Source organism: Treponema parvum (genome assembly GCF_017893945.1).
Classification (GTDB): Bacteria; Spirochaetota; Spirochaetia; order Treponematales; family Treponemataceae; genus Treponema_D; species Treponema_D parvum_A.
The window spans coordinates 1106507-1129922 of the sequence record NZ_CP054257.1 but is presented as its reverse complement, the minus strand read 5'-3'; the positions used below and the strand labels follow the sequence as shown (position 1 = coordinate 1129922).

Annotated in this window: 19 protein-coding genes and 6 tRNA genes; 14 read left to right on the top strand and 11 right to left on the bottom strand. The window is 45.0% G+C overall.

Annotation, left to right across the window (positions count from 1 at the left end):
* Window positions 1-4: 4 nt before the first annotated feature.
* The 7 genes from HRI96_RS05035 to HRI96_RS05005 all read right to left on the bottom strand — a co-directional run bounded on the left by HRI96_RS05035 (window position 5) and on the right by HRI96_RS05005 (window position 7734).
* On the bottom strand, window positions 5-1297 hold the full coding sequence (locus HRI96_RS05035) for a TRAP transporter large permease (RefSeq protein ID WP_210118419.1): 1293 nt from the start codon (window positions 1295-1297) through the stop codon (window positions 5-7).
* Window positions 1294-1827: a TRAP transporter small permease gene (locus tag HRI96_RS05030; protein ID WP_210118418.1), complete on the bottom strand. Its 534-nt coding sequence runs from the start codon at window positions 1825-1827 to the stop codon at window positions 1294-1296. Before HRI96_RS05030 ends, HRI96_RS05035 begins: the two co-directional genes overlap by 4 nt.
* Before the next feature lie 33 nt (window positions 1828-1860).
* Window positions 1861-2859 (bottom strand): TRAP transporter substrate-binding protein DctP, encoded by a 999-nt coding sequence (gene dctP / locus HRI96_RS05025; RefSeq protein ID WP_210118417.1) that lies wholly within the window; start codon window positions 2857-2859, stop codon window positions 1861-1863.
* Window positions 2860-2889: 30 nt separating this feature from the next.
* Complete coding sequence (locus HRI96_RS05020; RefSeq protein WP_210118416.1) at window positions 2890-4089, bottom strand: FAD-dependent oxidoreductase; 1200 nt, start codon at window positions 4087-4089, stop codon at window positions 2890-2892.
* Between the two features lie 162 nt (window positions 4090-4251).
* Window positions 4252-5160, bottom strand: coding sequence for an NUDIX domain-containing protein (locus HRI96_RS05015; protein ID WP_210118415.1), 909 nt, complete (start codon window positions 5158-5160; stop codon window positions 4252-4254).
* Window positions 5161-5353: 193 nt separating this feature from the next.
* Window positions 5354-6625 carry a nickel-dependent lactate racemase gene (gene larA / locus HRI96_RS05010; protein WP_210118414.1) on the bottom strand — a complete coding sequence of 424 codons (1272 nt, stop codon included), beginning with the start codon at window positions 6623-6625 and terminating at the stop codon, window positions 5354-5356.
* A gap of 65 nt (window positions 6626-6690) precedes the next feature.
* A complete protein-coding gene (locus tag HRI96_RS05005) occupies window positions 6691-7734 on the bottom strand; it encodes a 2-keto-3-deoxygluconate permease (protein ID WP_210118413.1) in 1044 nt (347 codons plus the stop codon).
* A 295-nt stretch (window positions 7735-8029) separates the two neighbouring features.
* Between HRI96_RS05005 and HRI96_RS05000 the strand changes: the two genes are divergently transcribed.
* The 9 genes from HRI96_RS05000 to clpX all read left to right on the top strand — a co-directional run bounded on the left by HRI96_RS05000 (window position 8030) and on the right by clpX (window position 12330).
* Window positions 8030-8103, top strand: a tRNA-His gene (locus HRI96_RS05000).
* 38 nt (window positions 8104-8141) lie between these two features.
* A tRNA-Arg gene (locus tag HRI96_RS04995) sits at window positions 8142-8215 on the top strand.
* Window positions 8216-8241: 26 nt separating this feature from the next.
* Window positions 8242-8314, top strand: a tRNA-Lys gene (locus HRI96_RS04990).
* Between the two features lie 46 nt (window positions 8315-8360).
* Window positions 8361-8440, top strand: a tRNA-Leu gene (locus HRI96_RS04985).
* Between the two features lie 32 nt (window positions 8441-8472).
* Window positions 8473-8544: transfer RNA gene (locus HRI96_RS04980), tRNA-Gly, on the top strand.
* 185 nt (window positions 8545-8729) lie between these two features.
* A tRNA-Gly gene (locus HRI96_RS04975) sits at window positions 8730-8801 on the top strand.
* A gap of 80 nt (window positions 8802-8881) precedes the next feature.
* Window positions 8882-10240, top strand: coding sequence for a trigger factor (gene tig, locus HRI96_RS04970; protein WP_210118412.1), 1359 nt, complete (start codon window positions 8882-8884; stop codon window positions 10238-10240).
* 217 nt (window positions 10241-10457) lie between these two features.
* Window positions 10458-11075, top strand: a complete 618-nt coding sequence (locus HRI96_RS04965) for an ATP-dependent Clp protease proteolytic subunit (RefSeq protein WP_210118411.1) — start codon at window positions 10458-10460, stop codon at window positions 11073-11075.
* On the top strand, window positions 11059-12330 hold the full coding sequence (clpX, locus tag HRI96_RS04960) for an ATP-dependent Clp protease ATP-binding subunit ClpX (RefSeq protein ID WP_210118410.1): 1272 nt from the start codon (window positions 11059-11061) through the stop codon (window positions 12328-12330). The genes HRI96_RS04965 and clpX overlap by 17 nt, the downstream gene beginning before the upstream one ends.
* A 4-nt stretch (window positions 12331-12334) precedes the next feature.
* On the opposite strand, the gene HRI96_RS04955 is transcribed toward clpX, so the two are convergent.
* Window positions 12335-12985 (bottom strand): glycerol-3-phosphate responsive antiterminator, encoded by a 651-nt coding sequence (locus HRI96_RS04955; protein WP_210118409.1) that lies wholly within the window; start codon window positions 12983-12985, stop codon window positions 12335-12337.
* A gap of 39 nt (window positions 12986-13024) precedes the next feature.
* Here HRI96_RS04955 and glpK point away from each other — a divergent pair, with 39 nt between their 5' ends.
* On the top strand, window positions 13025-14521 hold the full coding sequence (gene glpK / locus HRI96_RS04950; RefSeq protein ID WP_210118408.1) for a glycerol kinase GlpK: 1497 nt from the start codon (window positions 13025-13027) through the stop codon (window positions 14519-14521).
* Window positions 14522-14552: 31 nt separating this feature from the next.
* On the opposite strand, the gene HRI96_RS04945 is transcribed toward glpK, so the two are convergent.
* Window positions 14553-15242, bottom strand: a complete 690-nt coding sequence (locus HRI96_RS04945; RefSeq protein WP_210118407.1) for a response regulator — start codon at window positions 15240-15242, stop codon at window positions 14553-14555.
* Window positions 15239-16738, bottom strand: a complete 1500-nt coding sequence (locus HRI96_RS04940) for a sensor histidine kinase (RefSeq protein WP_210118406.1) — start codon at window positions 16736-16738, stop codon at window positions 15239-15241. The genes HRI96_RS04945 and HRI96_RS04940 overlap by 4 nt, the downstream gene beginning before the upstream one ends.
* Window positions 16739-17015: 277 nt before the next feature.
* Here HRI96_RS04940 and HRI96_RS04935 point away from each other — a divergent pair, with 277 nt between their 5' ends.
* From HRI96_RS04935 to HRI96_RS04920, 4 genes are all read left to right on the top strand, one after another.
* Window positions 17016-18065 (top strand): ABC transporter substrate-binding protein, encoded by a 1050-nt coding sequence (locus tag HRI96_RS04935; protein ID WP_256729302.1) that lies wholly within the window; start codon window positions 17016-17018, stop codon window positions 18063-18065.
* A gap of 70 nt (window positions 18066-18135) precedes the next feature.
* Entirely contained in the window at window positions 18136-19833 is a 1698-nt protein-coding gene (locus HRI96_RS04930) for an ABC transporter permease (RefSeq protein ID WP_210118405.1), read from the top strand.
* 30 nt (window positions 19834-19863) lie between these two features.
* Window positions 19864-20940, top strand: coding sequence for an ABC transporter ATP-binding protein (locus HRI96_RS04925; RefSeq protein WP_210118404.1), 1077 nt, complete (start codon window positions 19864-19866; stop codon window positions 20938-20940).
* 261 nt (window positions 20941-21201) lie between these two features.
* A complete protein-coding gene (locus HRI96_RS04920) occupies window positions 21202-22464 on the top strand; it encodes a BamA/TamA family outer membrane protein (protein WP_210118403.1) in 1263 nt (420 codons plus the stop codon).
* A gap of 87 nt (window positions 22465-22551) precedes the next feature.
* Here the strand turns inward: HRI96_RS04920 and rhaD are convergent, their stop codons facing one another.
* Window positions 22552-23382, bottom strand: coding sequence for a rhamnulose-1-phosphate aldolase (rhaD, locus tag HRI96_RS04915; RefSeq protein ID WP_210118402.1), 831 nt, complete (start codon window positions 23380-23382; stop codon window positions 22552-22554).
* Window positions 23383-23416: the final 34 nt, after the last annotated feature.

The window sequence follows — 23416 nt, the reverse complement described above, 5'->3', positions numbered from 1 at the left end:
TTTATTAATACGCTCCGTAAACCAATGTTGGAACGATTGTTGCAAGCCATGGAATATACGTCACCATAAAAAGCACGATGAGGCATACCGCGACAAACGGAATGAGCTCTTTATACAACAACTGAGTTTTAATCTTAAGTATACCGGCCGTTTGAAAAATATAATTTCCGAACGGCGGCGTAATCGCACCGATAGCACTGTTCAAGCACATCATAATTCCAAAGTGGATCATATTGATTTTGAAGGCCTGTGCAATAGGAGCCAACAGCGGCGCAATAATGATCATGCACGGCATGGCGTCCATAAACATACCGAGCATGAGCAGCAGAATATTTGCAAACAGCAAAAACGTATATTTATTTTTTGCTATATGCATGATCCCTGCCGTCATTGCATGGGGAATCCGCTCCCAACTCAAATAATGGCTGAACACCTTCGCTCCGCACATAATGAGCATAACCGTTGCCGTAGACAGAGCCGCGTCAAGAAAAATTCCGGGAAGTTTTTTCATATCGAGTTCTTTATAAATAAATTTCCCGACGATAAACGAATACACCGCCATGAGTGCTCCGCCCTCGGTTGCGGTAAATATCCCGAAACGCAATCCCGTGATAAGCACAAAGGGCAAAAATAACGCCCACGCGGAATTTCCCGCCTTTTTGAGGATGGCCTTAGGCGAAAGCATGCGTCCGCCGTTGCCCTTATATCCCCGTTTTTTTGAAATAAAGTAAACGACGACCATCATGAGAATGCACATAAGAAAGCCGGGTATATATCCTGACATGAGCAGCTTTCCGACGGACACACCTTCAACCGTACATGCGTACACAACAAGACCGACACCCGGCGGAATAATCGGCGTAATGCAGCCGGAAGCGGCTGTGACCGCAGCTGAAAAACCCATATCGTATCCGTGTTTTTTCATTTCGGGAACGAGCGTTTTACATTCCATTGCTATGTCTGCAGCTCCCGATCCGGAAATTCCACCCATAAAAGTAGAAAGCAAAACGTTGACGTGTCCCAAGCCTCCCGTAAAGTGCCCGACAAGCGCATCCGCCAAATCCAGCAGCCGCTCCGTGATTCCCGACTCATTCATAATTGCGCCGGCAATAATAAAGAACGGAACCGCCATGAGCGAAACGGACTCGGTATTCGTTATCATTTTTTGAATTATAATCGATGCGGATAAATACTGATCGGAGAGAAAATACGGAATACAGCATACGATAAGCGAAAACGCTATCGGGAGTCCCATACAGAATAAAACGGCAAGTAAAATAACAGGAATGTACGTCATTGTGTTTTCTCCCCATTTACGACCGAAGCCTTGTCATCCGTCTCGTCATAGCGTTCTTTATACTTTTTTGGAAACGCAAAGGCTTCTATCAAAAAGACAATCGAATATACCGTCATACTTGCAAAACCGACAACGGCGGATGCGTCGATATACTTGTATGGAAGCCGGGTATACGGCATGACCTTTCGTGCATTGGCGGCAAATACGAAACTGTGATATGTAAGAAATATACATGTTGCGGCAATGATGCCGTTGAGGATTATCCGCAGCATTTTTTTTTCTTTTCCCGGGAGCCGCACCAAAATAAAATCCATACCGTAATGCCGGTTCCGCTTATAGCCTACCGCCGCACCTACAAACGTAACCCACGCAAGAAGACAAATGTCGACTTCATCCGCCCAGCTGATCGCATGATTGAAAACATAGCGTCCGAATACGTTTGCAGTGCAGATCAGTACCATAGCAAATGCGGCAAAGGCGCAAATCATTTCTTCAAGATTTTTAATGATCCAAATAGGCATTATTTTCATTTTCAATGTATATTTCCCTATATATCTAAATTGTTATTTCATCGCAGCGCGAAGTTTGTCTACAAGCCCCTTGCTCAATTCGGGGAAATCGTTTACAGCATCGGCTGCGGCTATGGACATGGCGCGCTTATCCGAATCGGAAGGTTCGACGAATTTTACGCCTGCAGCTTCCAGCTTTTTGCGATAGTCGGCCATGTTTTCAGCGTTAAGCTTTGTAAAATATTCACCGCCTTTCGAAAATTCTTCTATAAAAATTTTCTGATCGTCCGGCGACATTTTATTAAAAAGCGCCGCACTCATACCCCAGCATGTCGGAGCGAAAGTATGACTCGACAAGAAACAGTATTTTGCAACTTCTTGAAGCGAATTGGTAAAAATCGTTCCGAGCGGAAATTCGCAGGCTTCGAGCATTCCCTGCTGCATACCGGTATATACTTCAGCCATCGTCATATTGACGGTACTGCAGCCCAGCCGTTTGAAAAACGCGACATAAGGCGGAAGCGGAACGCGGATCAGCTTGCCTTTTAAATCGGCAACCGAATTTATCGGTTTTGTAGAAAGCACTTCGCGCGGAGCGCCGCACCAGTTCATACAGATCATTTTGATGCCGGAGTTTTTTTCAAGCTCCGCCGTCATATCTTTAAAAAGGGACGAGTCGTTGAATTTCATAACGGATTTCGAATCAGGATACATGTACATGAGATTAAGTGCAGTCATATCGGGACAACCGTACGGCGCATAAGCATCTCCTGACGTACCGTCGATAATGTTTGATCCGAGCGCAATACTTTCAATCGTATCCGTAAACGTACCAAGTTCGGCGCTGTAGTATACGTCAAACGTAACTCTGCCCGCAGTACGCTTTTGAATATTTTCCACGACCTGCCTAATCGCAACGGCTTTATTGTCGGCCGACGCTTCCGGCATCGAAACTCTGAAATGAAGCGATTTCGATTTTTCATTCGACCCGCCGGCAAAAATCGCCGCACAACAAACGATTAGAGCACAAAAACCGATAAAGAATTTTTTCATTTTTTCCTCCTAATAAAAAATTCTCGCTTATTATAATTCACGCTCATGAATGACCACTCCGTCATCATGTAACGTTTTCTGTAAAACATCTACGTCAAGCGCCGTAAGATCGCTGCATAACGAAAACGCAGTTCCCGCAGCTTGTCCAGTAACCACAGACGGCGGAATAACGCGTGTGATATCCCACATATCATCCGAAACTGAAATGCAGCGTCCTACCGAGGCAAGATTCGGAACGGTATCGCTAAAAAGACTTCCGAACGGAAGCTCGTATACCGGTCCGTCTTTTCTCCAATCGCCGATAAGGCCTATGCTGTCACGCATATATTCATGCCGCTGAAAAGTGTTCATTTCATAATTGCCGACAAGCCGTCTTGTTTTTCTAAGCTGCGGAATTGCGGCAAGCGCCGTCAGGCTGTGCGTTTGCGACACATTTCCGTTTTTAAAAAATTCGTCAAGAGATGCCTTATGCGATGCGATCGTCATCTCGCTAACCTCTGCGGCGTCAAGTCCGGAATATCGCTTTGATTCAATTCGACAAGGCGCTTCGGCAAACGGGTTTACGGAAAGAACGTCGGCTGCGCCGAGCATTCTCCGTTTCGTTTTTCCCTCGGCAGTTTCGTAAAACCAGGCTGCAAGCGGATTGCCGTCCGAAAATACCGCCGTTTTTGCGCCTGCCATGGCACAGATATCGGCATCGCCTGTCGCATCGATTACAGCATGAGTTTTAATTGCCTGTCTGCCGTCTTTATTTTCAATAATAACCGAATCTATAACGCTATTTTTCTTAATAACGGAAGCGGCAAAGGTGCCGTACAAAACGGTACAGCCGGCTTTTAATAATTCCTGTTCCAATAGAACTGCAAAAACTTGCGCATTATAGCCGGCTTCAAAACGCTGTCCATGGTGCTCATGTGAGGGACGAGGAAGCCATGTGTCGGGATATTTGTCTTCATAACCGCGGCTTATCGCAAGTTTTAAAAATTCGTCATTTAAACCGAAACAAACTTGACGCCCTGTTCCGTCACACAACGGAAGATATATGGTAATTAAACCGAGCGTGGCAAGCCCTCCGATCGCATACATGCGCTCTACAAGCAATACTTTTTTATTATGCCTGCTGGCAGCAAGCGCCGCAGCAGCACCGGCTATTCCGGCACCGACGACGACTATATCGTAATAAGAAGTAAGCGGCAGTTTGCGTTCTCTTTCCAATACATAATCCGTCATATATATAAAGCATAGGTTATGCAGTACGGGATTTCATGCTTTATTTTATCCAAAACCGGCACTATTTTTTGATTTTTATAAAAGAGGAACCGTATGTTTAGACTTACCGTTATTTCGGCTCATGTTTGCAATACACCGAACAGCCGGTAACCTTACTCTGTCTTATGAGGTGAAAGGATTTTCAGGAAGATGTTTGCGAAGCGTATCTTTGACGACATAGCCTTTTTCATTGCATATACCGTAATAATCGAAATAACCGCGGTCAAGGGCTATAGGGAGCCACACGCGGCAATCTACGGACATTTTTCCGAACGGCAATTTTTTAACGCTTACCCAGTACGGTCGATTTTTATCCGTCTCTTTGATTGTACCGGATGAATCGTCGGCAACAAATACGTAACAGCGCAAATCACGTCCCGGAATCGCGAAATTCAATCTTCCGTGACAGCGCACTTCTTCGATCGCGAGTCCCGTTTCTTTTAGCGCACATCGTTTGCACGCGTCGAGGGGATTTTCTTTCGCTCCTAAACGACTCATCGCCCCAGACACTTTCCCTGATCCTTTTTCGATATATTTCCTTTCAATGAGCAGCACTTGGTTCTGCGCATTTACAATAAAACACAAAACGACGTATTCTCCGGGCTTCCACGCCGCCCATTCGTCATCAAATTCTTTTTGGATATCCGCTTCCGTCTTTGGCGCAAACTCGGGATGCGTTTCAATAAAACACGAGCCGCAGATATTTTTATCGTTTGTGAGCATCTGTGTAATTGTCAACCGCTTTCCACATTTTTGACAGCGGCTTTTAAAAGGCCACGTATGACGGCGGAGCAAAAATCCCGTAAAAGCAACCGCGATAAAACTCGGAATCGCAAAATACGGATTCCAATGCATCCGCTGAATCAAAAGTAAAAACGCCAAATAAAATACGGCGAGCATGAGCATAATAAACACCGCACGCCGTTTTTTTACGGACACGAACCCGACTCTTTTTTGATTAAAATAAACAAGGGCAAAGGCCGCAAGTAAAAATAAATAATTTTCGATTATTTTTTGTATGATTTTTTCCATAATAAAAAAGAATAGAATTCTGTAAAATCAAAAAAACTGCCCGAAAGCTTCGGTTTCAGGCAGCTTCCGTCGACGGATGTTTTACCGAGTGTCCGCAGGGCGCCGAGTGATGAACGTTTTGCCGGACAGCTGTGTGCCGCCGCCCCGCCGGCAGAGCACCGCATAAAAGCGGAAAACCGCCAGCTATGTTGCTTTATTCGATAACCATGACCGACACGCCATCGGGAATCGCGGTTAACGTCGCATTCGGATTGTCGCAGAGTCTTTCGGCTTCTTTTACAGCCTCTTCGAGACTGTGCGCGGGGATCATGTGCAGAGCGCGCACCGTTTCATCGGGAGCGTCCGAAACGTAAATCACGCGCGCCTTTTGTAAAATACGGATAAAAATCTGCGTCTGCCATTGATCGGGCTTCGTTTCGTTTCTGCCGCGGCTCATAAAAAGATCGAGCGTCTTTTGAATATCCGGCTCGTCGGCCATCTGGTGATAAAACCCTTCGCCGCCGTGACCGTCGTTCGACTTTGCAAGCATGATGATGATGCCGCCTTTTTTGACCGTCGCTTCTGCCGCCGTCATACCCTTTACTGCTTGGTAGATGTTTTGATCTAGCGGATAGCCTCCATTCGTCGATATGACAATGTCCGCAGGCAACGCGTCGACTTTGCACAGCGACGAAAGGAAGTCGCAGCCTTTTTTATGCGCCGCTTCTATATCTCCCGCAACCGCATAGATCGCTTCTTTTTTTTCGTTGATAACTACGTTCACGATGAACGCTAGTTTTGCTTTGTGCGCCGCCCACACCATATCTTTATGGATCGGATTTCCGTCGAGAATGCCGGTACGGGAATGCGCATCGGCGATGAATTCGGAACAGTGATTTGCAAGCACAGTCGTACGGCTCGCGACGCCGGGAAGGACACTTTTTCGACCTCCCGAAAAACCTGCAAAAAAATGAGGTTCTATAAAACCTTCCGCGACGAGGAGATCGGCTTCTACGGCGAGTCTATTGATAATGCATTCGCCGCCGCTCGGCAGCGTTCCTATTTTTACAAGCGGAGAATTGTCGCAGTCGTGAACGATGATTTTTTCGTTTTTGACGATCTCTTCCCCGAATTTACTGATGAGCTCTTCCTTCGTCGAAAGCCTATGACAGCCGGTCGAAATGAGAATCGTAATGTCGGCATTCGGATTTCCTTTTCTGATTTCGGCAAGCATCGGCGGAACGATCGTTTTGCTCGGAACGGGGCGCGTATGATCGCTTGCAATGAGCACGATATTGTTTTTCCCCTTGGCGAGCTCCGAAAGTTTTTTCGTACCGACAGGGTTTTCAAGCGCCTCAGCGACGAGCGCTTCAGGCGTATTCTTCGCCGTATAATGATGAAGATTTGAAACGATGACTCCTTTTAAGCGTTCGTCGGGAATATCGATTTTTAAAAATTCTTTTCCGTAAGGAAACGACAGATTCATATATACCTCATATTAGCCCATAACAACAAAAGCCGCCTTATGACGGCCTTTGTTATCGTAAGTGATTAAAGCTTCGGTTCGCTCTTGGCTGCTTTTTCCATCTCCGTATCTTCGGAAGCGAGCGGCACGTCGTAATTGATAAGACCATGCTTTTCTTCGTACTTATATAGAGCATTTACAACCATCGGCGTAACGAGCGCCGTCACGATAACCGCAGCGGCGCATTGCGCTGTAGCCGCGGCCGCGTACGGTTCCCATGTCGGATCGACGGCGGCTATGGCTGCAGGCGTTCCGACGGAGTTTCCCGCCGCCGTACCGACCGCAGCTCCGACGGCACAGCTTCGGCGGTTCTTTTTGCGGATAAGCAATTTGTAGATAAAATATGTCGGAATACCCGTCCACGCAACGGTAAGCAGACCGATAAGGATACCGGGAATACCGGCCGTGATGAAGGTTTTAAAACTCATACCAGCACCAAGCGGGAAAGCAAAGAGGAAAATCGATATGAGCATACCAGGCTTTAAAAAATCGCGCATTTTATCGTCGAGGTTTCCGAGTATCATTCCAACGAGAATCGGGAAAATACAGGCAAACAAAGCTTTCGCCGGAATCGCTGCGACGCCGCCGAGTCCCATAAACAGCATTTCATAAAACGGACCGTCGTTCGAAGAGATGACCGCGATGGCACCGACATCGGTTTTGTCGCCGTATTTCGTAGCGAGCGCAGTGTACAAACCGCCGTTCGAATTCGACATACAGCCGATAAGGCCGAGCGGCGTCATGCCGAGTATAACGGCGCCGGGCCCGCCGATCCGCGCGAGGATAACGCCGATCGACACGCCGAACAACACTTTGCTCGTATTGATGACGACGCCTTTATACAGCGCCTGTCCCGCGCTTTTAAACTGAATCTGCGCACCCGAACAAAGGAACAAGACAGCAATAAGACAGTTACCCCCGTTTTTGAAAAGCGCCGTCGTAAAGCTTCCGATCTTCAAAAAATCCGGAAAGAGAGTATTGACGGTTACTCCAAGAATCAACGGAACAACCATCAATCCGCCGGGGATTTTGTTGATAGTGTCAAGGACCCTAACTTGACCAAGTTTCATATCTTCCTCCACGATTAAAGTGATAAATAATTGTAACCCTGCGCTTCAAATTCTGTCAAGAAAATAGAATCCCGCGCGCATGACACCGCCATCGTTATACACAATACTCCAGTGTCTCATCTTCCATTTTCACCGCTGCAGTATTCGCCTTTTTTGCTGTTGCGCGCGGCGCCGCCACCGTTACGAACAACACCCCCAGTGTGCCATCCGCTGTTTTTGCCTCCGTCTTTTTCGCCGCCCCGCCGGCTTGACTAAGTAAACTTTTTTTTGTTATATTAGGTTTTATCAGTTACTTGGTGCCAGTAGTTCAGGGGTAGAGCGCCAGATTGTGGATCTGGTTGTCGTGGGTTCAAATCCCACCCGGCACCCTTGCTACAAGATACAGCGCGGCTGTAACCTGTTGATATGCGTTCGTAGCTCAGCTGGATAGAGCAACGGACTTCGAATCCGTAGGTCGCACGTTCGAGCCGTGTCGGACGCAATATCCATATCATAAGTAACAAACAAGGGCCATTAGCTCAGTTGGTAGAGCAGCAGACTCTTAATCTGCGGGTCGTCGGTTCGAAGCCGGCATGGCTCATTAAAATGCCTTTATCGATCCAAGCGAACAGGCTCACGGTCCGAACGCGAGAGTGGTGGAATTGGCAGACACGCTAGACTTAGGATCTAGTGCTTAGGCTTGAGGGTTCAAGTCCCTCCTCTCGCATATTTTAGTTTTAAAGTATGCGCAAAATACTTGCGGGAATAGCTCAGTGGTAGAGCGCCACCTTGCCAAGGTGGATGTCGCGGGTCCGACTCCCGTTTCCCGCTCTTATAAAGATAAAGCGGTGCAAAAACCGACGCTATATGGCGGTGCTTAAACGACGAGTTTTGGATAAAGCCGAAACGTCGCTGGTTATAACTGTGCGCAATATGCGCATTAATTGCGCCACCCTCGAAATCTGACGATTTCTGCGGCGACGCGATTTTAAGGAACGGTTTTTACCATAATTTTTGCGGGAATAGCTCAGTGGTAGAGCGCCACCTTGCCAAGGTGGATGTCGCGGGTCCGACTCCCGTTTCCCGCTCTTATAAAACGGCGATGCGGAGCGATCCGGATCGCTTTTTTACTTTATATTCACCTATTTTATTTTAAGGGGACGTATGCATGAAACTCTCTAAAAAGATTGAAGAACTGGAAAAATCCGCCGTCAAATTGACGGTTACCGTTGATAAAGACGACGTAGCTGAAAACTACAAGCAAATCGTCACAAAATATGCTAAAAATGCCCAAGTTCCCGGATTCAGAAAAGGCCACGTACCCGTTTCCATTTTGGAAAGAAAATACGGAAACGCCCTTAAAGCCGACGTTATGACCGACTTAATCGACAAAGCGTTAAACGAAATTTTTTCCGACGAAAATGAAAAAGAACTTCGCCCGCTGCCGTATGCGCAACCGGCAATGGACACTCTTCCGGAGTTCGACGCTGCTAAGGATCTGACTTTTTCCGTAACATACGACGTATTTCCGAGAGTAAAAAACATCGATGTCAAAGGCGTCACAGTAAAAGAACCGCAGGTAACAATAACCGAAAAAGAAATTGAAGAAGAGCTCAAGGCCGTTCAGGATCGTAACGCCACAGTGATGGACAAAAAAGACGATGAAAAAGTTCAAAAGGACGATATAGTTACGATCAACTACAGCGAAACGGACGACGACGGCAATGTGATAGAATCGTCAAAACGGGAAGGGTTTGTCTTTACCGTAGGCAGCGGAGAAAATATCTATAAGATCGACGATGATATAATAGGAATGAAAAAAGGCGAAACAAAGGACATCGTTAAAAAATATAAAAAGGACGACGACAACAAAGAGCTCGCCGGAAAAACAAAAAAAATCAGCGTGACGGTTACGGCAATAAAAATAAGGAATTTGCCCAAGCTTGACGACGAACTGGCGCAGGACGTAAATGAAAAATACAAAACCCTTGACGACCTCAAAAAAGATATCACGAAAAACCTTGAACTTGCAAAAAATCGCCGTATATCGGAAATGAAGAACAACGACTTGCTCTCTCAGCTTATAGAAAAAAACAAATTCGACATTCCGTCTTCGATGCTTGACGCGGAACTTCAGAGCCGCTGGAAGATGATGGCGCAGCAATTCCAAACGACAACCGAGCAGCTCAATAAAATGATAAGCTCGGCAGGACAGTCAAAAGAAGGAATGCTTAAGGAATGGACAGGCGACAGTGAAAAGATGCTCAAATCGAGAATTATAGTGGAATCGCTTTTGCGTGACCGAAATATTTCAATAACGCCCGAAGAGATTGACGAAGAATACAAGCGCATAGCCGAAGAAAGCGGCGCGACCGTAGATGAAATAAAAAAACGCTATGCGGATCCCAGAGCCAAAGAATATCTTATCGACGAAGCAAAGGAGCAAAAACTTTATAAACAGCTTTACAGCGAAGTAAAAGTTGTCAAAGGCGATAAAATCGCGTTTGCGGATCTGTTCAAACGCTGATATATTCCTGCAGGAGCGGGACCAAACGGGGCTGTCTCAAAAGTCGGTTACTTTTTCGGCAGCCCTATTTTTTTGCCTAACCGCTTATTTATTTGTATATTATAGGATATAATTTTATATTGCCGATTTAATTTACAACTGTGCGCTATTGCGCACGAAAACGGCATTCTCGGAAATTGAAATTTCCTCGTATGCCGTTTTTTAAGGAAGGTAGATAATGAACGAACGGATGAATTCTCTTGTGCCGTATGTTGTGGAACGCAGCGGAAACGGAGAGCGCACATATGATATTTTTTCACGGCTTTTAAAGGACAGAATCATATTCGTAGACGGCGAGATTAACGACGCTACGGCCGATCTAATTGTGGCGCAAATACTGTTTCTCGAATCCGAAAATCCCGAAAAAGATATAAGCATGTACATAAATTCTCCGGGCGGTTCGGTTACGGCAGGGCTTGCAATATACGATACCATGCAATACGTAAGATGCGATATTCAGACGATATGCATGGGACAGGCGGCAAGTATGGCGGCAATCCTGCTTGCAGGCGGTTCGGAGGGAAAAAGGTTCGCCCTTCCCTCTTCACGGGTAATGATCCACCAGCCTTGGGGCGGAGTTCAAGGTCAGGAAAGCGACATCGCAATTCAGGCTAAAGAGATCATAAGGCTAAAAAAGCTTACGATACAATACTTTGCCGAAAAAACGAAAAAACCGGAAAAGAAGGTTGCAGCCGATATGGAAAGAGACTTTTACATGCCGGCAAAAGAAGCGCTGGAATACGGCATTATCGACCACATCATGGAGGGAAGAAAAAAAGATGATAAGATTCGGTAATTCATCGTCCCAATATTGTTCTTTTTGCGGCAAACCCGCAGACGAAAAACGGAGATTAGTGGCGGCACCTGCAGGAAATATCTTTATATGCGATCAATGTACGGCCGTATGTCAGAGCGTCCTCGATCAGGAAGAGCGTTCGGTTTCTCCCATAGAGATGAGCGAGGTTCCTTCTCCAAAAGAGTTTAAAAGCTATTTGGATCAATATGTGGTGGGACAGGACGACGCAAAAAAAATTCTTTCAGTGGCCGTGTATAATCATTATAAAAGAATGTCCAAGTCCGCAAATAAAAAGCAGGAAAACGACATACAGATCGAAAAATCTAACGTTCTTTTAATAGGCCCTACCGGCAGCGGTAAAACTTTGCTTGCGAAGACTCTCGCCCAAAGACTAAAGGTTCCTTTTGCCATAGCCGACGCTACGACGCTAACCGAGGCGGGTTACGTAGGCGAAGACGTCGAAAACGTGCTTTTAAAACTTATAAACGCTGCAGACGGTAACATAGCTTCCGCGGAGCGCGGGATCGTCTTTATCGACGAAATCGATAAAATTTCACGTAAAAGTGAAAACACATCCATAACGCGGGATGTTTCAGGCGAAGGCGTTCAGCAAGCCTTGCTTAAAATAATAGAAGGCACAAAGGCAAGCGTTCCTCCCCAAGGCGGGCGGAAACATCCCAATCAGGAAATGATTGAAATAGACACCACAAACATTCTTTTCATACTCGGAGGAGCATTTGTGGGGCTCGATAAAATAATCGAGCAGCGCATATCCGAACATTCTATGGGCTTCGGCTCGAATATAAACACGATGAACAGCGAACAGCGCATGGCGCTGCTGAATCAGGTGTGTCCCGACGATCTGGTAAAATTCGGTCTTATTCCGGAACTGATCGGCCGTATGCCTATCACGGTAGCTTTAAAAGAGCTCACAAAGGAAGACTTGGTAGCAATTCTGACCCAGCCTAAAAATGCCATCACAAAACAGTTTAAGGCGTCGTTCGCCATTGACGACGTTAATCTGTCTTTTACGGACGAGGCGATTGAAGAGATAGCGGATATAGCGATAAAGCAAAAAACAGGGGCCAGAGGACTGCGCACAATAGTCGAAAAAATCCTCATGGATTTTATGTTTGAAGTTCCGAGCATAAAAGGCAAAAAAAAGCTTGAAGTTACAAAGGCGATCGTGCGGCAGCAAAAGATTGACGACATAGCCTCTTTGCTGACCGAACAAAAAACCGCCCAAACCGCGTAAGCGCTTATTCCCAAAGGCGGCTGTCGGACGTGGAGATGGCGCTCGCGCCCGAGCGGAGAATCCTCGTAACATCGTCCCCGCTTCTTATAAGGCCGCCTGCTATAATCGTCTTTTTGCTGCCTGCGATTTCATTGCATAAAATGGTAAGCGTTACGCCGGGCATCATTTCTATTATATCAACGGACGGATCCGAATCGATTTTTTCAAGAGACTCTATCGATTTTGAATCCAGCATAAAAACGCGAAGGACTGTTATAAAACCGAGCGTTTTGGCGTATTTCAAAAGACTTTGCTTTATGGAAATTATTCCGTCGGCTTGTGTCATCTTATCGATATAGTCGACCGACGACCTGCTGCTTGAAAGCCCTTCGATCAAATCAAGATGAACGAAGACGGTTTTATTATATTCCTTTAACTTTCGCACATAGTCGGAAACGGTAAGAATAGTGCCGAATAAAAGAAAAACAACCTTACAATCGCTTTTCAAACATTTATTAAAAGTATCCTCGTTTCTTACAGCCGTAATAATCTTTGAATCCGAAAAAAAATCCATCGCCATGCCCCGCTTAAGTTTCCCGTATGTACAGGCTATCATAGGATTGTCGGGAGTGTCAAATGCTGGTAAAATTATTGTAAGTACAACCGGATAGATCACAGCTTTACAAAAAATTGCCGAATTTTTAGGAGGGATAAAATGTCTAAATATATTATGTCTTTGGATTCGGGAACCACTAGCAATCGCTGTATCCTCTTTAATAAAAAAGGCCGCATATGCGGTACGGCGCAAAAAGAATTCCGGCAGATCTATCCTAAACCCGGATGGGTGGAACACGACGCAAATGAAATTTGGGCAACGCAGTACGCAGTCGCCGTTGAAGCTATGGAAAAAATAGGAGCCAAGGCGGAAAACATCGAAGCTATAGGAATCGCAAATCAAAGGGAAACTACCGTAGTTTGGGACAAAAACACAGGCGAACCTGTCTACAATGCGATAGTGTGGCAATGCCGCAGAACGGCGGAATTTGTCGATTCTCTTAAACGGCAGGGGCTTTCGGATCTGTTTAGGGATAAGACGGGACTTATTCTCGATGCGTATTTTTCAGGAACAAAACTGCGCTGGATACTTGAGAACGTTCGCGGAGCAAGAGAAAAGGCTGAAAACGGCGAACTTCTGTTCGGCACCATAGACACATGGCTGATTTGGAAACTTTCACAGGGAAAAATTCACGTAACGGACTATTCGAACGCTTCAAGGACAATGCTTTTCAACATCCACACATTACAGTGGGACGACGAGATTTTAAAGATTTTAAACATTCCTAAAAGCATGCTTCCGGAAGTAAGGCCTTCAAGCTGCGTTTACGGCGAAGCCGATTCTTCTTATTTCGGAAAAGCCGTAAAAATAGCGGGGGCTGCAGGCGATCAACAGGCGGCATTATTCGGGCAGACGTGTTTTAACGCGGGAGAAGCGAAAAACACATACGGCACCGGCTGTTTTATGCTTATGAATACGGGAGAAAAACCTGTTTCGTCAAAAAACGGGCTAATCACGACGATCGCATGGGGAATTGACGGAAAAATAAACTATGCGCTCGAAGGTTCCATCTTCGTTGCAGGAGCCGCCGTCCAATGGCTTCGCGACGAACTTCGCATAATCGATACTTCTCACGATTCGGAATACATGGCGACGCGAGTAAAAGACACGCACGGCTGCTATGTCGTTCCCGCCTTTACCGGGCTTGGAGCGCCGTACTGGGATCAATATGCTCGCGGCATCATTGTTGGAATAACGCGAGGAGTCAATAAGTACCACATCATAAGGGCAACGCTGCAATCCATAGCGTTCTTAACAAACGACGTTCTTTCCGCCATGAAAAAAGATTCGGGAATAGATCTTTCGGTATTGAAAGTAGACGGAGGAGCGTGTAAAAATAATTTTCTTATGCAGACACAGGCCGATATCATAAATGCGCCTATCCAGCGTCCGCGCTGCGTCGAAAGCACGGCCATGGGAGCGGCCTATCTTGCAGGTCTTGCCACAGGATATTGGAAAGACAAAGACGACGTGATTAAAAACCGCGCCGTCGATAAACTTTTCAAACCTGAAATGCCGTCCGAAGAGCGCCTTAAAATATTAAAGGGTTGGCAAAAGGCCGTAAAATATGCCTTTGACTGGGCAAAAGACGAATAAAAACTTGTCGCAAAGGATCTGAAGCGGACGACTATGCATTCCGGTTTTCAGCCGTAAAGTACAAAAGCCGCGGGCGGCCATCGGTTTCATAGTCTATTTCGGTGTTTAGGAATTTCTGTGTTTCAAGGTAATTCAGATATTTATGGACTGTCACTCGGGAAAGTCCGATCTCTTTTGCAAGTTCCGTGCCGGAAAACTTTTTGCCTTTGTGTTTAGTGAAGTGGTCTTTTATCACTTTAAGCGTACGGCTTTGGATCCCTTTCACAAAAGGTTCTGTGTTCAAATTTTCCTGGTTGCTGAACAGCTCGTCGGCTTCTTTCTGGGAAAGTGGAACATGGAGTTTTCCATGCATCTTCTGCTTGAAGAAGAATTTATCCAAGGCTTGAGTAAAGCGCTTGTATTCAAAAGGTTTTACAAGATAATCCAGAGCACCTAGCTGCAGCGCTTTTTCCATGCTGGCAAAATCGTTCGCGGCGGTTACAAGGATAACGTCCGAACAGATGTTCTTGCTGCGGATCGTCTTCAGGAATTCAAAGCCGTTGAGTTTCGGCATGTAGACATCAAGGAGTATCAGGGAAACTTCATTTGACGTAAGGTAGTTCAGGGCTTCAACTCCGTTGTTGAATGTAGTAATTACATCCATCCTTCCGTCTTTTTCCAGATAGCGTTTGTTTATTTCGCAGACCATAGGGTCATCTTCAATAATAGCTGCTGTGATCATATATCGGTATCCTTTTCAGCGTATTCGGGTGAAATTATTGCCCCTCGCTTTTTGTTTATATGAATGGAAATGGAAGTGCCTTCGCCGGGAGCGCTGTCAATCTGGATCATGCCCTTGCAGTCCTGAATTATCTTATTTACTGAATAAAGGCCGATTCCGTGGTTCTCCTTCTTTTCTTTTTTGGTTGAAAAACCCCGATTGAATATTTTATCCTGGAATTCCGTTGGAATTCCGGATCCGTTGTCATCCACATTTATGCGCAGGCAGGAAACATCAGAAGAAATGAAAAGTTTGATTTGTCCGCCCTTTTCTATTGATTTTGTGGCTTCAATCGCATTTTCAAGGATGTTTCCAAGTATGATTGTAAGTTGAGATGTGCTTAGATACGGATCGTGCCGCGGCAATGTGCTTGTGTTTTCCAGAAGGAGGTCAATGCCCTGTTCCTTCGCCTCATTCGTTTTTCCCAGGATAAGAGCGGCAATCGTCTTGTTCTGTATGTTTTTTATTACGGTGTTCTGGGATGTCTGCAATGAATTGAAATGTGTTATGTAATTCATTGCAAGGTCGTATTCCTTGAGCTGAAGCATTCCAAGCAGGATGTGCAGTTCATTCTTGAAGTTGTGCATATTTGAGCGCAAGGCTTCAACTATGAAACGGAATCCTGTAAGCTCTTCGGCCATGTTTTTGAATGTCGTGTGATCTCTGATGATTGCAACCGCACCGATTATGTGATCTCCTTCTTTCATAGGCATAAAATTTGTGATCAAAGAATTCGTTTCGTGGGTCTGCGGAACGTTGTATTCCGCCTTACCGGATTCAATGACCGGCAGCAATTCCGTGCAGATTTTCAGCTCTTTGAGGTTTCTGCCTTCATAATTTCCTTTTGGAAGATTAAAAAGTCTGCATGCGCTTTCCGTGCATACGCTGATATTTCCGTTCGTGTCGATTGCGATCAGACCTTCCTCAAGGTTGTCAAGAACTTTGTTGCGGCGGATAAGCAGGTTCGCAAACGATTCCGGTTCGTAGCCCATAAGGCTTTTTCTGATACGTGAAATGATAAAATAAGAGGTTGAAACCGTCGTGGCAAGAATCGCCAAAACGATTAGAAAGTAGCGCAGTATATACGAACGATTAAGATTTTTCAATGTGTTCATATAAATTCCGACGATTGCATACCCGTATATAACTCCGCTTTCGGTTTTGATTGAAACAAAGGCGCAAAGCTGCTTGATAGGCCGCCCCTTGTTGTCGGTTCCGATCTCTATCGTCTGGGTCTGGATTTTCTTGTCGTTCAGCGGAAGGATAGGAATTTCCGTGCCGACAGGCATTCCGTCGTAGTGATAGATGCATATCCGTTTTGTGTCGATTATAGTGATGCTGTCGATTGTTGTGGAGTTTTTTACGATGTTGTCAAGGTATGTGATAAGTCTTGTAGTAGCCATTTTTGAAACCAGCGCATCATATATTATGTAGTTTTCCGCAAGGCTTGTAGCCATGTTTTCACAGTTTGAAATGAGAAGTTGCTTTGTTCTTTCCAGATTTGTCGAAAGAATTGTAATGGAAACAAAGCTGATTGCAAAAATTGAAATGGCAGTGTTGACGAAGAATATCTGAAAGAAAATGGGACGTTTTTTTAGTGGAGAAGCTAATTTATGTATCTGTGATTTACATAAGTTACAAAACTTAAAAAAATTTACAAACACTATGAATCCTGCCTTTCTAAATTATACTGAATAAAAGGTAAAAGTACATTACCGATTATTATAGGAGGATATGATGAAAAAGTTTATTGTTCCTGCGGCTATGATTGCCGTATGCTCAATGGTTTTTGCGGCCGGTCAGAAAGAAACCGCTTCGGCCGGAGCAAATGCTAATGTTAGCGGCAAGGTTGTTATCTACACTTCAATGTATCAGGACATTATCGATGCTATTGATACGGAACTTGAAACCCTTTTCCCGAACTGCGATGTGGAATTTTTCTATGGCGGAACAGGAAAACTCCAGGCAAAGATTGCTGCAGAAAAAGAAAGCGGAAAATTAGGATGCGACATTCTAATGGTTGCAGAACCTGCCTATGCACTTGAGTTGAAGGAAGCGGGGCTTCTCCACAAATACAAGACACCGGAAGCCGCAAATCTCGCATTTGCCTATGACGCTGACGGTTCCTGGTATCCTGTACGTATCTGCACTATGGTATTAGCCTATAACCCTGAAAAATATACTAAGGGCAAGGATATTCCCGTAACATTTAAGGAATTTGCTACAGATCCAAGGCTTTCAGGATATATCTCCATGTCCAATCCGCTTACATCAGGAACGGCAATGGCTTCAATTGTCGGTCTTCTCGGCGCTTATGGCGAAGACTATTTCAAGGCTCTTAATAAGCAGAAAGTGGCTGTAGAATCAGGTTCCGTAGCTCTTACAAAACTTGAGACAGGTGAATGCAAACAGATCATGATCCTTGAGGAGTCTGTTCTAAAGAAACGTGAAGAAGAAGGTTCAAAGATCGAATGCATATATCCTGAAGACGGTGTCCTTTCATGCCCGTCTGCGATCATGACAGTTGAAGCGAAATACAGTGCAAATAATAACATTCCCGCCTGTGAAGTTCTTACAGACTGGTTCCTTTCAAAAGAAGGACAGAAAGCTATTGTCAAAGGCTGGATGCACTCTGTCAGAAAAGACGTTGATTACACGCCGTATGATTCTCTTCCAAACGATAAGATGTTTGCCAAGACAATTGATATTGACTGGGAGAAATGTTACAAGGAACGTGACTCCATCCGCACAATGTTTGAAGAAAAAATCACAATCAAGAAGTAGTTTCATCTAATTTTTTAAAGCCGTCTGTAGTTTCCGCAGACGGCTGCATTCCCTTTTCAGGAGCTGGAATATGAATCAGCAAGAAACACTGGATCAGAAATTCTATTTTGATTTCAAGTGGATAATCATATCTGTAATTGTCGGATTCATGCTTGTTTTTCAAGTGTTCCCGATTTTTTATCTTATTGTCCGCTCCGTTTATATAGACGGCAGCTTTTCATTATCCGGTTTTAAGAACATCTATTCTTATGCGCTTAACTGGACTTGTTTAAAGACAACTCTTGTTACGGCAACGCTTACAATGGTTTTCGGCGTTTTGCTGGCTTTCCCTTTGGCGTGGCTTGTCGGACGCACAAACCTTTATGGAAAGAAATTATTCAGGACGATATTTGTTATGACATATATGGTTCCGCCGTATGTTGGAGCTATGGCATGGCTCCGCCTTTTAAACCCTACGGTAGGAACGATGAACGTTGTTTTGATGAAAATATTCCATCTGCCTTCCTGTCCGTTTAACATATATACGACCGGCGGTGTGGTATGGGTGCTTACAACCTTCTATTATCCCTATGCTTTCATCACTATTTCAAGAGCAATGGAGAAAATGGATCCTTCTTTGGAAGAGGCATCGAGAATTTCAGGGGCATCGCCACTGAAGACATTGCTTTCGGTTACAATTCCGTTAACTTTGCCCAGCCTTATTGCAGCGTCATTGCTCATGTTTGTGGCATCGGCTTCGGCCTATGGAATTCCTTCGATCATCGGCGCTCCGGGTCAGATCTATACCGTGACTACTCGAATCGTCGATTATGTTCAGATCGGCAACTCGGAAGGCCTTACGCATGCGATTTGTCTTGCGGTGTTCCTTATGGTCATTGCTTTGATAATTCTATATGTTTCAAACTTTGTTGTCGGTAAGAAAGATTATATTACGGTCTCAGGTAAGTCCACACACCCGGCTATTGTTGACCTTGGCCGTTGGAGAATCCCGATTACAGCCCTTGTGTCTTTGTTTGCCGTTGTTGTTGTGGTCATACCGTTCTGGACGGTGATTGCGACTTCAATCACGCAGAATATGGGAAAACCCTTCTTTGCCGCTAAGAATATAACATGGAAATATTGGAAAATTGTCCTTTCCAGAAAGGCGATCATAACGGCATTCAAGAACAGTGTCTACATGGCGATTCTGGCGGCAACCTTCGGGATGGCGGTCAGCATCACAATGGCATGGCTTTTAAAGCGTACGACTACAAAAGGCCGTGGAATTCCCGACTTCCTTATCACCGTGGGATCCGGAACACCGAGTGTTGTAATCGCATTGGCTTTGATCATGACGATGACCGGAAAGTTTGGAATAAACATATATAACACGGTTAGCATCATGGTTATTGCTTACATGATCAAATACATGATGATGGGTATGCGGACAGTAGTTTCCGCTTTTACGCAGATCAGTCCGTCGCTGGAAGAAGCGGCTCAGATTGCGGGAGCCGGATGGCTTCGCCGTCTGAAGGATGTTGTCCTTCCGCTTATAAGCCCGTCTGCCGTTGCAGGCTGGTTTCTGATTTTCATGCCATGTTTCTATGAGCTTACCATGTCTACCTTGTTGTATTCAAAAGATACTATGACTTTAGGCGTGCAGTTGTTCGAATATCAGACATTTACAAGCCAGCAGACGGCTTCGGCCCTGGCGGTAGGGATTTTGATCATCGTCATCATATTGAACACGGTTTTGAATAAAATGACAAAGGGTAAGTTCTCAATCTAACCTGAAAGTTAGCCGATTAGGAGGAAAAAAATGTCTACAGTAACTATAAAAGACGTTGTAAAAGCGTTCGGTCCGGAAGTGGTAATAAAAAAATTCAATGCGGAGATAAAAGACGGGGAGTTCATAACTCTTCTCGGTCCTTCAGGATGCGGGAAAACCACTCTCCTTAGGATGATTGCAGGTTTTCACAAGCAGACAAGCGGCGCTATCTTGATTGACGGCAATGTCGTTTCAGATGACAAGGTATTTCTGCCGCCTGAAAGACGTGGAATTGGAATGGTCTTTCAGACCTATGCGGTCTGGCCGCATATGAATGTGTTTGACAATGTTGCTTATCCGTTGAAGATACTGAAGATGAGCAGAGAGCAGATAAGGAAGGATGTTGAAAGCATACTTGAAGTTGTTCATCTGGGGCAGTATAAAGACCGTATGCCGTCTCAGCTTTCAGGCGGACAGCAGCAGCGTGTGGCTCTTGGCCGTGCGTTGGTTGCAAAGCCGAAACTTCTGTTGCTCGATGAGCCGCTTTCGAACCTTGACGCAAAACTGCGTGAAAGCATGCGCTTTGAAATAAAGGAAATTCAGAAAAGACTTGGAATTACGGTTGTATATGTGACCCACGATCAGGTTGAAGCAATGACAATGTCCGACCGTGTGTTCCTTATGAACAATGGCGTGGTTCAACAGGTTGGTTCTCCGCTTGAAATTTATTGTCATCCGGTAAACCAGTTTGTTGCAAACTTTGTCGGCAAGGCAAACTTTCTAAAAGGCACGGTAAAAGACGGCCGTCTGTTCCTGAAAGGGACGGAACAGAGTATTGCCTATGGCGGCGATAAGACCGGCGATGTGGTCCTTACACTTCGACCTGAAAATGTGAAAATCGTTTCTGACGGCGGCGATTTGACCGGAACTCTCAAGACAATCTATTACCTTGGAAATGAAAATGATTGCCAGATTGATATTGGCGGCGGAATTTCGGTTCGTGTTATTTCCGATCCCCATGCATTTGACAATATCGGCATCGATCAAAAAATTAACCTCAAATTGATGGACAGCCTTGTCTATGCCGACGACGGTACAAATGATTCATATAATAAAATTTTGACTTGAAAAAAATCTCCTCATTCCGCCCTGATCTTAGGTCAGGGCGTTTTTTTTGCATGTCCGACACAATGCACACTTATGCGCCGCTTACTGCGCTTATGCCCCGTATTTTATTTTTTATGCATATGGTATATAATAATTTCCTAAACGGCTTGAATCTTGAGCTTCCCGCGGCACTACTAGCGAATCGCACATCCATGCGCGACAAATGCCGCCCATTATAAAATATAAAACTTGAAGTTTAAGCTAATTTAAGGAAATAAAAAAATGATCTGTCTTATAAAAACTATAAAAATCTTATTGCATAACCGTGTCCGTGCAGCCGCATTTGTAACCGTCTTTACGGCGGCTCTTTATCTATCGGCGGCAGGCTGTATTTATGCGGAGCCCGTTTCACAGATCAAAGTGGACGGCCTAAAGAAAACGCGTAATTCTTACATTCAAAACGTGCTGAAAAAATACACCCTCATGGACTGCGGCGAAATTAATCTTAAAGACGTTGAAAGCGATCTCATAGAAGAAGGGCTTTTTTCGGACATTCAAATTGCGATTGAAGAGACGGAAAGCGATGCGCCGATTCTTCATATTACGGTAAAAGAAAAAATAAGTTTTATACCCCTCCCGATTGCCTCATATTCAAACGGATCTTTTTCGGGAGGAGGCTTTGTTATGGACACTAACGCCTTCGGCCGAAAGGATTCGTTCGTCGTAGGCGGTATATTTTCAAAAGAAGCCGCGTTAGGAATGGCGTCATTTACCAAGGGAGCCACGGATATTTCACATCCGGGATTTGCGGTTTTCGGAATGCTGTCAAACAGGACAAATGAAATAACAAATTCGTCCGATGAACTTTTGCTGAAATACGACGCTTTCAGCTGGAACATTACGGTTTCCCTGCTTGAAAAATTTACGAAAGAATTTTCAGGCGGCCTTGGCTTTGCATATTTGCAACATAAGATAGACGATCCTACCGACATATTCAAATCAAGCCGCAGTTTTTGCGTCATACCGAACCTTACATTCAGTAAAGCGGATTGGGACGGTTGGTATATTTCCGAACGTTCCGCCGTTTTGCAGGGAACCGTTTATTTTTCCGACCTTAACGGATTTTCACAAAATACGGAAATAAATTTTCATTTTCAAAAACTTTTGTTCCCTCGTACGCGATTTGTCTCTCATGCAGCCATGTCATACGGTATAGACCTTTTGCGCACGGAATATAATTCAAACTCTTCCGTAGGAATATTTACTTTGCCCAACGACTTTATTACGGAAAAGATCGCAGGCGCATCGGCAGGATTTGAAGCAATCGCCGTTAAAACGGAGATAGGTAATTTTTCAGTATACGGTATGTACGAATTTTGCGCCGCAGAAGACTGGGACGAAACTTCCTTAATTTGTCACGGCCCTTTGGGCGGAATAAAAATGTATCTTTCAAAGATCATGATTCCCGCGCTCAGCTTTGTTCTGGCGTATAATGTTCCGAAAGATTTTTTTCAATACACGTTTTCATTGGGCATGAGATTTTAGCGAGTTTGCAGCAAACGGCTTGCTTCGCAAGCCAGCTTGCAATTGTCGCGGGAACGCTTTAAGGCGGTCGGAGCGGATCGACGAGTGTCACTTATCCAAAAATTTTTCGTTTAAATTTACCTTAAAATCGCGGGCTACGGCACGAAGGTCTTTGTCGGTGATCGTCTGCAAAACCTTTTTGCCCGTCGAAAGGACTTTTACGTATATTTCAGCGGACTTTTCTATCGTATGCATGAGACCGAACGTTATGTCAAAGTCGGGCCCCGCACAAAAAAGCCCGTGATGAGCCCACACAGCCGCGTCAAATTCTCTCATAAGGGAACTTGTCGCTCGCGCAATGTCCGCTCCGCCGGGAACCATCCATTCCACAACTCCCACCCCTCCCGGAAACACGACGGGACATTCGGTGGCGCTTTGCCACAGCGCACGACTGAACGCCTTAGCCGTCAAGGGCAGAACGTAAGTCATTGCAATTAAATTTGCAGGATGAGCGTGATAGATGACGCGGTATTCTCCGTTCGTTATTTCCTTCTTTACGCTGTGATTTAAAAAATGAGACGAAAATTCGCTCGTAGGGCGCCCTCCTCTTTCAAGCCCCCAAACGATACGATAACCGTCGCCGCTGCCGTTTATTTCAACAATACATATATTATCTTGAGGCGCTAAAACGACGTTTCTAAAAAATTTACCGCTTCCTGTGCTTATAAAATATTCGTTTTTAAGATTTTCGGCCCGAACGTCCATTAAAACCCAATCGCCGGGGGCCTTTTTAAAAAACTTGCGGCAGGCTTCTACTTCTTCGCCTTTCATCCTGTATGTCAAATTTCCGCCGTTTCTTTCGTGCCAGCCTAAAAGCCAGCCGTCGTTACACATCCTTACGTACCCTTGTATAACTTCAATATCTAAAATGGATTCCATAACATCTCCTAATAAAAAAGCGCCGACTCTTTAA